Origin of the sequence: Pseudoalteromonas sp. NCCP-2140 (assembly GCF_023708065.1) — a bacterium.
GTDB lineage: Bacteria > Pseudomonadota > Gammaproteobacteria > Enterobacterales > Alteromonadaceae > Pseudoalteromonas.
The window spans coordinates 498,630-514,251 of record NZ_BRCZ01000004.1; the positions used below are offsets into that span (position 1 = coordinate 498,630).

Here is a 15,622-nt window from a genome sequence, read left to right on the forward strand (position 1 = left end):
TTTGCCTTATCTTTGCGCAATATAAACTAATTGTTACAGCTGTCATATTTTTGTATTTTTTGCGCAACATGCTTGTCATTTTTCATCGTTATCCTTTCGCACAATAAAACAACCCAACTAGCAAATTAAGCTAACTTAACGAGTAAAGGTGTATGCGATGAAAGGCGTTAAACCACTGATTTTAGCAGGTATTGTAGCGGCATCTGCAGCAGTACATGCAAACGATCTAGATAAAGTAATTGATAAAAGCAGCGAGATAAACAAATCTGCAGCGCAATCACAAACTAAAATCGACAAGATTGCAGATTCAATGCAAGGTCGTTTACAACAATTCAAAGCCCTTAATAAAGAAATTGACGGCTTAACTGTTTATAACGCGCAACTTACTAAGCAATTAAACAACCAAATTGCTGAAATGGACGCGTTAAACGAGTCAATGGATCAGGTATCGGTTATCGAGCGTCAAATTACGCCGTTAATGATGCGTATGATCACAGGTCTTGAGCAATTCGTTGCACTAGACGTGCCTTTCTTAACTGAAGAACGTAGCAAGCGTATTGCATCATTAAAAGAAATGATGGACCGCGCAGACATCACTTCTAGTGAAAAATTCCGCCGCTTACTTGAAGCTTACCAAGTAGAAGTTGATTACGGTCGCACTATCGAAGCGTATACATCATTACTGAATGTAGATGGCCAAGAGCGCGAAGTGGATTTCTTACGCATCGGTCGTTTAGAACTTATTTATTTAACACGCGACGGCAAAAAAGCAGGTAGCTGGGATAAAGAAACAAAATCGTTTGTTGAATTACCAGATTCTGCAATCAGCCAAATCAACAAAGGTTTACGCATTGCACGTAAGCAACTTGCCCCAGATATGTTAACACTGCCAGTCCACGCTGCTGAATAAGAGGTTTGAGATGAAATTATTAACGAAAATGACAAAAATGGCCGTGTTTGCAGCTGGCCTTGGTTTTGCTGGTAGCAGCCTAGCGGCTGAGCCAATGGATTTAGACTCATTACTAAAAACATTAGAGCAAGGTAAAGCACAACAAAGCGCTGAAAATAAACAACGTGAACAAGAGTTCATGGCGCGTCAAAACGAACAAGTACAAATGCTTAAAGATACACAAGCAAAACGTACAGCAATGCTAAACGAATCAGAGCGTTTAGAAACTCAGTTTGAAGAAAATGAAGTAAAGCTTGCTAACTTAACAGACACACTTTCAAACCGCATGGGTTCACTTAAAGAGCTATTCGGTGTGTTACAACAAGTAGCGGGCGATTCAAGCAATAAATTCATGACGTCAGTTGTTTCTGCAGAGCTTCCTGGTCGTAGTAACTTCATGGATGAGCTAGCACAAAAAATGGGTTCAACGTCAAAGCTTGCTTCTATCGATGATATCGAAAAAGTATGGTTTGAATTACAACGCGAAATGACTGAGCAAGGTAAAGTATCTCGCTTTACAACAGATGTAATCGTTGAAGGTGGCAGCAAAGCACAAAAAGAAGTGGTGCGTGTTGGTGCATTTAACTTAATCGCAGATGGTAAATACCTTGAGTACACACCGGCTACAAATACAATCAGCCAGCTTACGCGTCAGCCAAGCAGCCGTTACACAGCAACTGCAGCTGATTTACAGCAAGCAAATTCAGGTGTTGTACCGTTTGCACTTGACCCAACAGGTGGTTCAATCTTAGGTCTTTTAGTACAAGCACCAGACACTGAAGAGCAAGTTCACCAAGGTGGTACGGTTGGTTACATCATCTTAGGTGTTGGCTTAATCGCTTTACTAATCGCACTTGAGCGTTTTGTATCTCTGATGATTATGGGTAGCAAAATCCGTCGTCAGCTTAAAGACACAGTGGCACGTGATGACAACCCACTTGGTCGCGTAATGAAAGTGAAAGACCAGTACCCAGATGTAGCGTACGACACACTTGAGCTTAAATTAAGCGAAGCAATCATTCGTGAAATGCCAAAAATTACTCGTAACCTGACACTAATTAAGATTATCTCTGTGGTAGCACCACTACTTGGTCTACTAGGTACGGTAACCGGTATGATTAACACCTTCCAAGCAATTACCTTGTTCGGTACAGGTGACCCTAAACTAATGGCGGGTGGTATTTCTCAGGCACTTGTAACAACGGTACTTGGTCTGGTTGTGGCTATTCCAACAGTATTCTTATACACACTTCTTAACACGCGTTCTAAAAATATGCTGTTGATTTTACAAGAGCAAAGCGCAGGTATCATCGCAGAGCGAAGCGAGAAAGGAGCATAAATCATGGTGCTATTGATTGATGCAATCAATGCTCTACGTGATTTCCTCGACACAGGTGGCCAAGTTCTCTTGGTCATCGGGGTCCTCATCTTCGCGATGTGGTTATTGATACTTGAGCGTTTTATGTATTTCTTTGGTGGCTTTAAACGCTACAAGAAAGACGTAAAAAGCACTTGGAGCAATAGAGCAGAGCGTAACAGCTGGAACGCAGAGCAAATTCGCCAAGCGATGATTTCACGCGCTGGCATGCAACTAAATAATAACCTTGCGCTAATCAACGTAATGGTTGCGTTATGTCCACTTTTAGGTCTGTTAGGTACCGTAACCGGCATGATCGAAGTATTTGATGTAATGGCAATTACAGGCACAGGCAGTGCACGTTCGATGGCATCAGGGGTGTCTAAAGCCACTATCCCAACAATGGCCGGTATGGTGGGTGCACTTTCAGGGGTTTTCGCATCAACGTTCTTACAACGTCGTGCAAAACGCGAAGTGCAATTACTTGAAGACAACATGGTCTTAGACCACTAAACGAATTTTAGGGTGATGTGAGCATCACCCACTAGGAGACTAACAATGAGAGCGCCACTAGGTAACTTATTTCAAGAAGACGACGCTGAAGAAATCAACATGACGCCAATGCTAGACGTTGTTTTCATCATGCTTATCTTCTTTATCGTAACAGCATCATTCGTAAAAGAAGCCGGTATTGATGTAAACCGCCCAGAAGCAGCAACGGCAGTGAAAAAAGAGCGTGCCAACATCTTAGTTGCTATTTCTGACAAAGGTGAGATTTGGATCAACAAACGCCAAGTAGATGTTCGTGCAGTACAAGCAAATATCGAGCGCTTAAAAGCTGAAAATCCACAAGGTAGCGTGGTTATTCAAGCTGATAAAAAAGCCACAACCGATGTACTTATTAAAGTAATGGATGCATCGCGTGCTGCAGGCGCATTTGATGTGTCGATTGCTGCGCAAGAAGCATCATAAGGAATGTGAGCGATGCGTTATATAGTTGCATTAATCATCGCTGGTATCGTGACTGTTATGCTGTTTTTAGGCATGCAGGCACTGATCACCGGTGGTGAAGGGGCCATGTCTGAGCCCGTAAAAGGAAACGTACTTGATTTTGTTCGTCTGAAAAAAGAAGAGACAGTGCAAAAGAAAGAACGTAAACCGCAAAAGCCACCAACGCCAAAAGAGCCACCTCCGCCAATGGAATCACCGCAAATGCAAAACAGTGATCCTAACGCGAGCAATGCCAATTTTGACTTTGGTGCCAGTGTTGAAGCCGACGTTAACTTAGCTGGCGGCTTAGCCCTTGAATCAAGCGACGGTGAATACTTACCGATTGTAAAAGTAGCGCCTGTTTATCCGCGCCGAGCTTTATCGCGTGGGATCGAAGGCTATGTGATTGTTGAGTTTACAGTAACCAAGCAAGGCACAGTACGTGACCCGAAAGTTATTAAAGCTGAACCAGAGTCATTGTTTGACCGCGCTGCGATGGATGCAGCACTTAAATTTAAATATAAACCGCGCGTTGTTAACGGTGAAGCTGTTGAAGTAGCGGGCGTACAGAACAAAATTTCTTTCCAAATTAACGGTTAGAAAAGAGGAATGCGATTATGAAACCTTTAAAAGTTGCCGTGATTTGCGCGGCTGCTTTCACAAGCAGCCTTGTAGTCCCAAGCGTTGTTAGCATGTTACCAGGTGTCACACTGGCAACGGCTTACGCACAAGAACAAAAAACTAAACGCGTACCTGCACTGCGCGAAAAAGTGTATAGCCAATTAGCACGAGCACAAAAGCTGGCTGATGATGGTGATGCAAAAGCAGGGCTAGAAGCTCTTGATAGTATTCAAGAGCGCTCTTCGAGCATGAACTCGTATGAAATTGCCATGATGCATAATTTCTATGGTTTTATTTACTACAACGAAAACGACCTTGATAAAGCAATTGCGTCGTTTGAAAAAGTAGTAAACGAAGACGCGATTCCAGAAACATTACGTGTAAGCACCACCTTTAGCTTAGCGCAACTTGCCATGGCTAATAGCGATTACGAAAAGGTAATCAAATATTTAGCACAGTGGGATGTGATTAACGACAAGCCTAAAACAGATGCTTATTATGTATTGAAATCTCAAGCGTATTATCAGCTTAAAGATTACCAAAAAGGCATTGAGAACATTAACTTAGCTATCGCACAAGCCGACAGCAAAGGTGAGATGCCGAAAGAAAACTGGTTAATCTTACAACGTGCAATGTACTACTCACTTAATCAGTCTGACAAAGTGGTCGAGGTACTTGAGCGTTTAGTTAAGCTTTACAACAAGCCAGAGTACTGGGTTCAGTTAGGCGGAATGTACGGTGAAACGGGCGCAGAGAAAAAGCAATTAGCGATTTTAGAAGCGGCATACCAACAAGGTTTCATGAAATCTAAATCAGATTTACGTCAATTATCACAAGTGTATTTATACAACGGCCTGGCTTTTAAAGCGGCGAACGTGATGAGTAAAGCTATGCAAGACGGTGTCGCTGAAAAATCAGCGAAAAACTATGCCTTTGTTGCAGAAGCAATGGTACAAGCAAAAGAAGCTGAAAAGTCACTTGCTTACTTTGCAAAAGCCGCTGATTTAGTAACGCATGGTCAGTACGAACAACGTATTGCAGAGGTAAGCATTAACCTTGAAAAATACGAAGAAGCAGCGGATGCAGCACGTAAAGCCCTAGATAAAGGCGGCTTAGAGTTTGAATCAAATGTATATGTTGCCTTAGGTATGGCGCAATACAATTTACAAAACTTTGATGCCTCGATTTTAGCGTTTGAACAAGCGGAAAAACACAAAAAGTCGCAGCGTTTAGCTGAGCAATGGATCAAGTATGTGAAGCGTGAAAAAGTGCACGCCGAAACATTACGTACCGCTTTACTCTAAATCGTATTCAACAGGTAAGCGTACAAAAGAACTAATTTATAATCGCAACACCAAAGCTGCCTTCGGGCGGCTTTTTTCCGTTCCTAAAATTAACTAACTTACTCTTTTTTATATAATTAATATTGTCATTTTATGTTTATTAAAGTGTAACTAGTTTGTCATACAGCTCCCGTAAGGTAGTCGCAGTTTAAAACTCAAGTGACCCAAAAGCATTAAGTGCCAGTGCTTTTTGGTGACTTGAGTTTATGCGCTAACACAATAATTAAATATCTATCTTAACGGAGTGAACAATGAAATTATCTGACTTATTCAAAGTTAGTTTGGTAGCTGCAGCAGTTTCTTTAGCTGGTTGTGGTGGTGATTTAGTCGTTAAAGAAGGCGACACCACTGTCAACGAAGGCGATAACGTCACTAACATCATCGATAATGGTGGTGACAATGGTGATAACGGCGGCGACCAATCAGGTCGTGATGATTCTCAAAACGTAACGACTGGTTTCCCAACTGACATCGAAAATGCTTTAACACAAGGTTTAGCAACAGATGTTTCTTCAGAATTCCCAACGATTACAGATAGACCAGTTTACCGTTTATCAGCAGACACTACATTCACAGCTGATGTAACACTAACAAACGATGCTCACTGGATTTTAAATGGTCGTACAGCTGTAGGTAATGACCGCGCTGATAACGCTGTTTTATATATCCAACAAGGTACTACATTAATCGGTGAATCGGGTGATGACTTCTTGGTTGTTCGTCGTGGTTCACAAATCGAATCAGTAGGTACTGTAAGCCAGCCAATCACAATGACTTCGATTCAAGATGTGACTAATGTTGAGACGTCTATCGGTCAGTGGGGCGGTTTAGTACTTCTTGGTAATGCACCTGCAAACTCATGTGGTGACCAAGAAGGCGAAGCAACTGCAGACGAACTTGCAAACTGTGGTGTTGCTGCAGAAGGTGATGCAGGTCAATTCGGTGGTAACGTTGCAGATGATAACTCTGGTACATTGAAATACTTAGTTGTTAAACATGCAGGTAAAACACTGGGTAATGGTGACGAACTAAACGGTATTTCATTTGCTGGTGTTGGTTCTGCAACGACTGTTGATTACATTCAAGTACACGAAAACTTAGATGATGGTATCGAGTTCTTTGGTGGTACAGTTAATGTAAGTAACGTGGTACTTACAAGCATTGGTGATGACTCACTAGATTGGTCATTTGGTTGGACTGGTACGGCGAAAAACGTATACATTCAACAAGCTGCGAACTTAGGTGACAACGCGATTGAAGCGGATAACTCAGAGTTTGATTCAGACGCTACACCACTGACTAACCCTACCATTGAAAACGTAACAATCGTAGGTGCAGAAGGTAACAATGGTATTCGACTACGTGCAGGTACTGCAGGTATGCTGAAAAACGTTTTCGTTACAGGTCCTGCAACGTATGAAAACTGTTTACGTGTTGGTTCTGATTCAGTGCCTCGTGCAGAAGATGGCTCTCTAACTATCACTAACTCAATTGTTGCTTGTCAAACAGCTGCTAATAACTTCGGTAGCGAAACAATTAATGGTGGTACTGTACAAGCATGGTTTGAAGGCCAAGACGGTAACCAAACTCTTACTCCAGCAGATCTAATGCTAGATGATAATGGTTATATGCCTTTAGCAGGTTCACCATTATTAGCGAATGGTCAAATCGGTGCATTTAGCGCAACAAATAACTGGATGGAAGGTTGGACTGTTGCTATCAATGGCGGTTTCCCAACTGATATCGAAAATGCGATGGCGCAAGGTCTTGCGACAGACGTTTCATCTGAATTCCCACAAATTACTGACAAGCCAGTGTATCGCTTAGCTGAAGATACAACCTTCACTGCAGATGTAACATTAACAAATGACGCTCACTGGATCTTAAATGGTCGTACAGCAGTAGGTGGTGACCGTACTGATAGCGCAACATTATATGTTCAAGCGGGTACTACATTAATTGGTGAAACAGGTGATGACTTCTTAGTTGTTCGTCGTGGCTCACAAATTAACGCAAATGGTAATGCAACAGCACCAATCACTATGACATCTATCCAAGATATGACAGGTGCAGAGACAGGCATCGGTCAATGGGGTGGTTTAGTATTACTTGGTAATGCACCGGCTAACTCATGTGGTGACCAACAAGGTGAAACAACACCTGAAGAGCTAGCAAACTGTGGTGTTGCAGCTGAAGGTGATGCAGGTCAATTCGGTGGTGATGATGCAGAAGACAACTCCGGTGTTGTTCGTTATGTTGTTGTTAAACACGCAGGTAAAACACTGGGTAATGGCGATGAGCTAAATGGTATTTCATTCGCGGGTGTTGGTTCTCAAACAAAAGTGGAATACATCCAGGTTCACCAAAACCTTGACGATGGTATCGAGTTCTTCGGTGGTACTGTCAACGTTCGTAACGTTGTACTAACTGATATTGGTGATGACGCGTTTGACTGGTCATTTGGTTGGACAGGTCGCGCCCAGAACGTTTATATCCAACAATCATCTGTTGAAGGTGACAATGCAATCGAAGCTGATAACTCAGAATTCGATTCAAACGCTACACCATTAACTAAGCCACTACTTTCAAACGTAACGATTGTTGGTGCTGACGGTAAAAACGGTGTTCGTCTTCGTGCAGGTACTGCGGGTGTTATCCGTAACATGGTTGTGACAGGCCCAGAAGGTTACAAAAACTGTTTACGTGTAGGTTCTGACTCTGTAGCAAATGCTGAATCTGGTGAGCTTTCTATCGAGAATTCAGTGGTAGCATGTAGTGCAGACAATAACTTCGGTTCTGAAGCAATCGGTTCTGGTAATGTTCAGTCTTGGTTCGAAGGTCAAACTGGTAACCAAACACTTACTGCAGCGACATTAAACCTTGCTACAGATGGTTTCACGCCTAAATCAAGCTCGCCGCTATTAGGTGCAGGTGTTGATGCGTCAGACCTTGACCCATTCTTCACAAAAACAAGCTACATTGGTGCATTTGACGGTGACAACAACTGGATGGAAGGTTGGACAGTTGCTGTTAACCCTAGCTTCCCTGCTGATATCACAAACGCAATGGAGCAAGGTTTAGCAACTGATGTTTCTGCAAGCTTCCCACAAATTACCGATAAGCCAGTTTATCAGTTAGCACAAGATGTTGTTTTCACATCTGACGTGACATTAACTAACGATGCTCACTGGATCCTTAAAGGCCGCACGGCAGTGGGTGGTGACCGTACTGATAGTGCAACGCTTTATGTTCAATTTGGTACAACGCTAATCGGTGAAAGCGGTGATGACTTCTTAGTTGTTCGTCGTGACTCGAAGATTGAAGCGGTAGGTACTGCAACTCAACCAATCGTTATGACATCTATCCAAGATATGACAGGTGCTGAAACAGGCATTGGTCAATGGGGTGGTGTAGTGCTTCTTGGTAACGCACCAGCTAACTCTTGTGGTGACCAAGTGGGTGAAACAACGGCTGATGAACTAGCAAACTGTGGTGTTGCTGCAGAAGGTGATGCTGGTCAATTCGGTGGTAATCAACCAGAAGATAACTCAGGTACACTTAAGTATGTTGTTGTAAAACAAGCTGGTAAAACACTTGGTAACGGTGATGAGCTTAACGGTATTTCACTTGCAGGTGTTGGTAGCCAAACTGAACTTGATTATATCCACGTTCACGAAAACCTTGATGACGGTGTTGAGTTCTTCGGTGGTACTGCAAGCATCAGCCACTTAGTACTAACAAACATTGGTGATGACTCGCTAGATTGGTCATTCGGTTGGACTGGTAATGCACAATACGTATTAATCAAGCAGTCTTCATCTGAAGGTGACAATGCAATTGAAGCTGATAACTCAGAGTTTGATTCAGATGCATCACCTTTAACAACTCCTACTATCTCTAACGTAACTATCATCGGTGCAGATGGTGTAAACGGTATCCGTTTACGTGCAGGTACTGCAGGTATGCTGAAAAACGTAGTAGTAACAGGTGGCGAAGGTTATAAAAACTGCTTACGAGTTGGCGCAGATTCAGCACCTCGCGCTGAAGATGGTTCACTTACTATCAGCCACTCAGTAGTTGCATGTGCAACAGATAACAACTTCTCAAGCCAAGCAATTGGAACGGGTAATGTTCAATCTTGGTTCGAAGGCCAAGAAGGTAACTCTATCATGGACGCAGCAATGTTAGGTCTAAGCGACAACGGTTATCAACCAAGTGCTGAATCAGCACTACTTGGTAGCGGTTTCGATGCTTCAAGCCTAAATAGCTTCTTCGACCAAGTAGATTACATCGGTGCAATGGATGCGCAAACAGACTGGACAGCAGGTTGGGTAAAAGTAGGTCTTAACTAAGCCCTTCTAATCCATGGTCGGGGGCAACCCCGGCCAGCTTCTAGTTTTGTTTTCGGAGTATAATAATGAAATCTTTTACCCCCTCTAAACTTGTGCGTTCAAAGATAAACCACGCAGTGCTTGCAGCATTAGTTGGCTTATCAGTGAATACTGCCTATGCAGCGGATGAAGCACAAGAAATTGAAGAAGTGGTTGCTGTAGGACAGCGTTTAAAAGGGAGTGCCGGCGCGGTTCTTCAAGAGCGTCAAAATCAAGCTTTCGTTGCCGATATCATGGGTGCAGAGCAAATCTCTCGTACTGGTGATGGCGATGCTGCATCGGCACTTCGTCGTGTAACAGGTTTGACACTTGTTGATGGCAAGTTCATTTATGTTCGTGGTTTAGGTGAGCGATATTCGAGTACTCAGCTTAATAGCATGTATGTACCAAGTCCAGATCCAACTCGCTCAGTTGTACCGCTTGACTTATTTCCATCAGATATTATTGAAAGTTTAAGTGTTCAAAAATCGTTTTCACCCGATATGCCTGCGCATTTTGGTGGTGGTAACGTAAATATTAGAACCAAATCAATTCCGACTGATTTTTTATTTAAAGTCGATATTGGTACTTCTTATAACACCAATAACAGTGATACAGGCTACTTCTATGAAGGTGGTGATGATGACTGGATGGGGCGTGATGATGGTACTCGTGCGTTACCAAGTGAGTTCATCGATGCCTTTTATGGTGCGGGCCTTGAAGGCGATATCAACACAACACTGGCTGAACGCCAAGCATTGATGTCGGCTCTTGATTGGAACATTTCAGCAACTGAAAAAGACGTTGATCCTGAAATGAGCTTTTCAGTTTCATTAGGCGATCGCTTTGAAAGTGAAATGGGCACATTTGGTGTGTTAGCTGCGGTTTCTTACGAAAATGAGTGGGAAGTAGCACAAGAAAAAAGTGGCACAAACCTCGGTAGCTTAGGGTGTGAAGACAAGTGTTTTGCTCAGTATTACGATGGTACATCGACTGAACAAAATGTGCGTTGGAGCGGTACATTTAATATTGGTTATGAGTTTAATTCAAACCATAAAATTGAACTGACTAATATTGCCCTGCATGACATGCGTGACCGTGTTCGTAATCGTAATTTCTATGATGCTAACGAAACGGAAGAAGGTGTACGTGATCTTCGCCGTGTTGATGTTGTGTATGAAGAGCGTGAAATGTTCTCTAGCCAATTAAAAGGCACACACAACTTTATCGACTTTAACAACTTGTTTGTTGATTGGTACGCCGGTACAAGCCGTGCAAACCGTGATGCACCAGGTGGTGTAGACGCTGTTTTCCAACGTAACTACGACGATGGTGTGTTTGTTTCTGAGCAATTACAAGACGTTTCTGCAACTAACGTAACACGTGAATTCCAAGTGCTTCATGACGAAGTTGATACCTGGGGTTGGAACATGGGTATGCCATTTTATGGTGAAGGCTATGAGCTTGAGCTAAAAGTGGGTGGCGACTTCTCAGAGAAAACCCGTACAGCAAACAATACTACATTTGGTATTACACACCGCGGTATCTCAGATGATTATTCATTTGGTTCACGTTTAGATGAGATTTTTGCTTACGATAACATCAATAATGATGCTTTCTATGCAAGCTCAACGGGTTCAGGCATTTTTGATGACAGAACAACAGACGGCGATAAATACAGTGCAGCCCATAAGTTAGATGCATATTACTTTATGGCTGATTATTTCCTAGACAACACTTGGCGTATTACCGGTGGTGTTCGTTGGGAAGATTTTGCCCAAGTATCAGTACCATTTAAGGCGCATAGTAACTTATTTGATGCAACAACGGATGAACTCGCTGAAGTAGCTATTAAAGAAGATGATTTTTATCCTTCTTTAGCTGTGACTTATATCATGGATGAAGAAATGCAATTTCGTTTAAATTTAAGCGAAACAACGATTCGCCCTGATATGCGTGATGTAAGTTCTACGTTCTTCGTTGACCCATTAACAGAGTTCCTAGTTCGTGGTTCACCGACACTACAAAGTTCAAAACTGAAAAATGCTGACTTCCGTTTTGAATGGTATATGGCATCGGGTAATAACCTATCAGTTGCATTGTTCTACAAAGACATTACAAACCCTATTGAAATGGTAGAGCTTGCAGGAGTAGGTGGTGCTGCGCCACAGTTATTAACTGCAAACGCTGAATCTGGTGAGTTAACGGGTATTGAAGTTGATTTCTTGACTGACTTTAGCTTTATCAGTGCTGATTGGTCGAGTGTGTTCTTGTCGGGTAACGTTACGCTATCTGATTCAACTGTGAAACTAGGTATCGATGATTCTGACGGCGTTGATTCGTTGTTTGAGCAGCAATTAAAAGATGCACTTGATGCAGATACAGTGTCTAACATTGTTACTAACGATGAGCGCCGTTTAGTGGGTCACTCTGAGTGGGTAGCAAACTTACAGATGGGTTATGACTCTGCTGATGGTTTCCATTCGACATCACTTGTATATAACGTGTTTGGCCCACGTATTATTGTACCGGGTACTCGCGGTAATGAAGATGCTGAAGAGAAGCCATTCCATTCGCTTGATTTAGTTTATTCTTACTTCCCGAACTTCAACACAAAAGTTAAGTTCAAAATTGAAAACATCCTTGGTCAAGATAAAGAAATTGAACAAGAAGGTTTATCGCTTTGGAAGAAAGAAGAAGGCACTAAGTTTAGCTTAGGCTTTAGCTACGAGTTTTAATTAAACTCCCCAAGGAAGGATACAATAATAAATCCTAACGTTGATTTAGCCCTGCACTAGCAGGGCTTTTTTGTTTCTATACCCAAACCACCTCAAGATGCAGAATTCAGCGTTTCACAGGTGCTTAATATCAAGGCGTTACTTTGCAAGAATGGCATCCCCTTTTAAGAAGTAACAACGATGAGAGTAAGTGCCTGTGAAGCGCCCAAAGGGTTGGTTTAAAAGCGATTTATACTGCGTTATTGATTTTAACAATAGAACCACTATTACTTGCAATCAATGCCTTGCCTAAATCGCTTTTAATTCCAACTGAAACTCGCATCTTGAGGTAGTTTGGGTATATTAAACCATTGCGTGTTATGGTAGTTCTAAGTGTTTAAACAGGGATTAAAAATGGACTTACGGTTAATTATAAATGGTAAAAAAGCGGCTGATGAACAGCTTCGTGATGCCATCGGTCAATTTCGAACTCGTCAGCCACTTGCGGTGCGTGTTACTTATGAAGGCGGTGACATTGAGCGCTTTATTAATGAAGCCGTGGCAGAGGGTGTAAAACGTGTTGTCGTAGCTGGTGGTGATGGCACTGTTAATGAAGCCGTTAATGCATTAATGAAACTGGAAAAGTCACAACGTTTAGAGCTTGCTATTTTACCTATGGGCACAGCGAATGATTTTGCTACAGCCGCTAATATTCCTCATGGGTACTTGCCAGCACTGAAACTTGCCGCAGATGGTCAGCCGCATGCAATTGATACCGTAGAGGTTGATAAGCGCTATTTTGTGAATGTAGCCAGTGCTGGCTTTGGGGCAAAAATTACCGCAACCACACCGCCTGCACTGAAAAACTTACTCGGTGGTGGCGCGTATACCTTGGCTGGGCTTGTACAAGCGCTAAGTTTTGTGCCTTACAGTGGCGAGTTAACGCTGCCTGATGGTGAACGTACTTCGGGCGATATTATTGCCGCTGCCGTATGTAATGGCCGCCAAGCGGGCGGTGGCCAGTCCCTTGCGCCACATGCGTACATAAATGATGGCTTGGTTGATTTAGTGGCGTTTACATCATTTGCAATTTCAGATGTCCCAGCGGTTATCGAAGAGCTAAGTAACTATCCTAATTCATCACAACAGTGGGTAAAACGCTTTCAAGTGCCTTGGCTTGAATGGCAAACACAAACAGAAATGCCAATAAATTTAGATGGCGAGCCAATCACCTCAAAACAACAGCGTTTTGAAGTGCATGCTGGCGCGCTAAACATGGTGCTACCAGACGCTTGTACATTACTTAAATAAACGATGATGAAAAATTTTGATGTTACTCGGTTAGCGCTGGTTTTGCTAAGGCCGCAATGCTAGATTACCTCTGTAAAAATTAAATTCTCACGCAATGGACTTTAATTTTTAACAGTTTAGGTAATTTGAATGAATCAAACAGTGGAACAAACAATGAAAAAAGTAGGATTAGTCGGTTGGCGGGGCATGGTTGGCTCTGTGTTATTAGAACGTATGCAGCAAGAAAATGATTTTTCTAATATCGACACGACTTTTTTCACCACCTCACAAACCGGTCAATTAGGTCCTGATCTTGCGGGTCCTGCTAAACCGCTTTTAGATGCCAATGATATCGCTGAGCTTGCTAAGATGGATATTATTGTTACTTGCCAAGGCGGTGACTACACCAAAGCCGTTTACCCGCAATTACGTGAATCAGGTTGGCAAGGTTACTGGATTGATGCGGCATCGGCACTGCGTATGAGTGACGACAGTATTATTGTGCTAGACCCAGTAAACAAAGACGTTATCAATGCAGGCTTAGAGCAAGGTGTTAAAACCTATGTGGGCGGTAACTGTACCGTATCACTGATGCTATTAGCCCTAGGCGGTTTATTTGAACAAGACTTGATTGAATGGGTAAGCCCTATGACATATCAAGCGGCTTCTGGTGCAGGCGCACGCAACATGAAAGAGTTAATTGCGCAAATGGGTGCAATTCACGAAACAGTGGCAGACAAGCTTGCAGATCCAAATGCTGCGATTCTTGAGATTGATAAGTTAGTCACCGAAAAAATTGCCTCAAGCGATTTACCACAAGACCAGTTTGGTGTGCCTCTAGCTGGTAGCCTTATCCCTTGGATTGATGTACCAATGCCAAGCGGTCAAAGTAAAGAAGAGTGGAAAGCGCAAGTTGAAGCAAACAAAATTTTAGGTAGCAGCGAGCAACCAGTACCCGTTGATGGCTTATGTGTTCGCATTGGCGCAATGCGTTGTCACTCACAAGCGATGACAATTAAGCTGCGCAAAGACATTAGCGTTGAGAAAATTGAAGAAATTCTTGCTTCTCACAATGAGTGGGTAAAAGTGATCCCGAATGATCGCGATATTACCGCTACAGACTTAACACCTGTAAAAGTAACTGGCACGTTGTCTATTCCGGTAGGTCGTATTCGTAAATTAGCGATGGGCCCAGAGTATATCAGTGCGTTTACGGTTGGTGACCAACTGTTATGGGGTGCAGCTGAGCCACTTCGTCGCATGTTACGCATTATTGTTGATGGTCAACATTAATAACACAACTCAATATTAAGGCTAGCAGTATGCTGGCCTTTTTTAGCACTAAAGGAAAGTAATGCACACTCCTAATAAATGGAAAATGACACCAGAGCGAGTGTCGCAGTTCATTAAAACCTACAGCTTTGCACTGATGGTTGATAGTGAGTTTGAGGCAACTCATTTACCTTTAGTTTATAAGCCCGATGAGGGCGAGTTTGGTACCTTATATGGTCATGTGTCACGGGCTAATAGTCACGGCAAAAGCTTGCAAGGTACCCGTGTATTAGTGGTTTTTAACGGCCCTCATAGTTATATTTCACCGACTTGGTATAGCGAGAAGCCAGCTGTATCGACATGGAACTACGCTGCGGTGCATGCCAAGGGCAAAGTAGAATACCTCAATGATGACAACACCTTAGCCTGCCTGGATGAGCTAATTAGCCAATACGAGCCGAGTATTTTAAACGACACCTGTTTGTTGCCAGCTGATTATCAAGCCAAGTTACTTCGTGGCATTGTTGGTATTAAAATCGAACTTGATTCAATTCAAGCAAAAGAGAAGTTAGGCCAGCATAAATCGGCAGCGGATCAACAAGGTGTTGTAACAGGGTTAAAATCAGATAAACACCCGGATGCCCAAGCCTTACTTAGCTATATGCTTAAACATGAAGTAGGAATAGGCAGCTAATTTGCATCCCGCAAATGCT

General features: G+C 42.7%; 11 protein-coding genes. All 11 read left to right on the forward strand.

The features are described 5' to 3' along the window. Positions 1 to 157: 157 nt before the first annotated feature. Entirely contained in the window at positions 158 to 910 is a 753-nt protein-coding gene (locus NFU46_RS11360; protein WP_054552068.1) for a DUF3450 domain-containing protein, read from the forward strand. A gap of 10 nt (positions 911 to 920) precedes the next feature. After that, positions 921 to 2,288, forward strand: coding sequence for a MotA/TolQ/ExbB proton channel family protein (locus NFU46_RS11365; RefSeq protein WP_054552069.1), 1,368 nt, complete (start codon positions 921 to 923; stop codon positions 2,286 to 2,288). A 3-nt stretch (positions 2,289 to 2,291) separates the two neighbouring features. Then, a complete protein-coding gene (locus NFU46_RS11370; protein ID WP_054552070.1) occupies positions 2,292 to 2,819 on the forward strand; it encodes a MotA/TolQ/ExbB proton channel family protein in 528 nt (175 codons plus the stop codon). Positions 2,820 to 2,864: 45 nt separating this feature from the next. Beyond that, positions 2,865 to 3,278: a biopolymer transporter ExbD gene (locus NFU46_RS11375; protein WP_036971869.1), complete on the forward strand. Its 414-nt coding sequence runs from the start codon at positions 2,865 to 2,867 to the stop codon at positions 3,276 to 3,278. Between the two features lie 12 nt (positions 3,279 to 3,290). After that, positions 3,291 to 3,896 carry an energy transducer TonB gene (locus NFU46_RS11380; protein ID WP_054552071.1) on the forward strand — a complete coding sequence of 202 codons (606 nt, stop codon included), beginning with the start codon at positions 3,291 to 3,293 and terminating at the stop codon, positions 3,894 to 3,896. A 17-nt stretch (positions 3,897 to 3,913) separates the two neighbouring features. Then, the gene (locus NFU46_RS11385; protein ID WP_251601907.1) at positions 3,914 to 5,221 is read left to right on the forward strand and encodes a lipopolysaccharide assembly protein LapB; all 1,308 of its coding nucleotides are present in this window, start codon (positions 3,914 to 3,916) and stop codon (positions 5,219 to 5,221) included. A gap of 290 nt (positions 5,222 to 5,511) precedes the next feature. Next, positions 5,512 to 9,612, forward strand: a complete 4,101-nt coding sequence (locus NFU46_RS11390) for a hypothetical protein (protein ID WP_251601909.1) — start codon at positions 5,512 to 5,514, stop codon at positions 9,610 to 9,612. Between the two features lie 65 nt (positions 9,613 to 9,677). Continuing rightward, a complete protein-coding gene (locus NFU46_RS11395; RefSeq protein ID WP_251601911.1) occupies positions 9,678 to 12,368 on the forward strand; it encodes a TonB-dependent receptor domain-containing protein in 2,691 nt (896 codons plus the stop codon). Positions 12,369 to 12,761: 393 nt separating this feature from the next. Then, positions 12,762 to 13,658, forward strand: coding sequence for a lipid kinase YegS (gene yegS / locus NFU46_RS11400; RefSeq protein ID WP_251601913.1), 897 nt, complete (start codon positions 12,762 to 12,764; stop codon positions 13,656 to 13,658). A gap of 129 nt (positions 13,659 to 13,787) precedes the next feature. Further along, entirely contained in the window at positions 13,788 to 14,930 is a 1,143-nt protein-coding gene (asd, locus tag NFU46_RS11405; RefSeq protein ID WP_251601915.1) for an aspartate-semialdehyde dehydrogenase, read from the forward strand. 61 nt (positions 14,931 to 14,991) lie between these two features. Beyond that, positions 14,992 to 15,603, forward strand: a complete 612-nt coding sequence (locus NFU46_RS11410; protein ID WP_251601917.1) for an FMN-binding negative transcriptional regulator — start codon at positions 14,992 to 14,994, stop codon at positions 15,601 to 15,603. Positions 15,604 to 15,622: the final 19 nt, after the last annotated feature.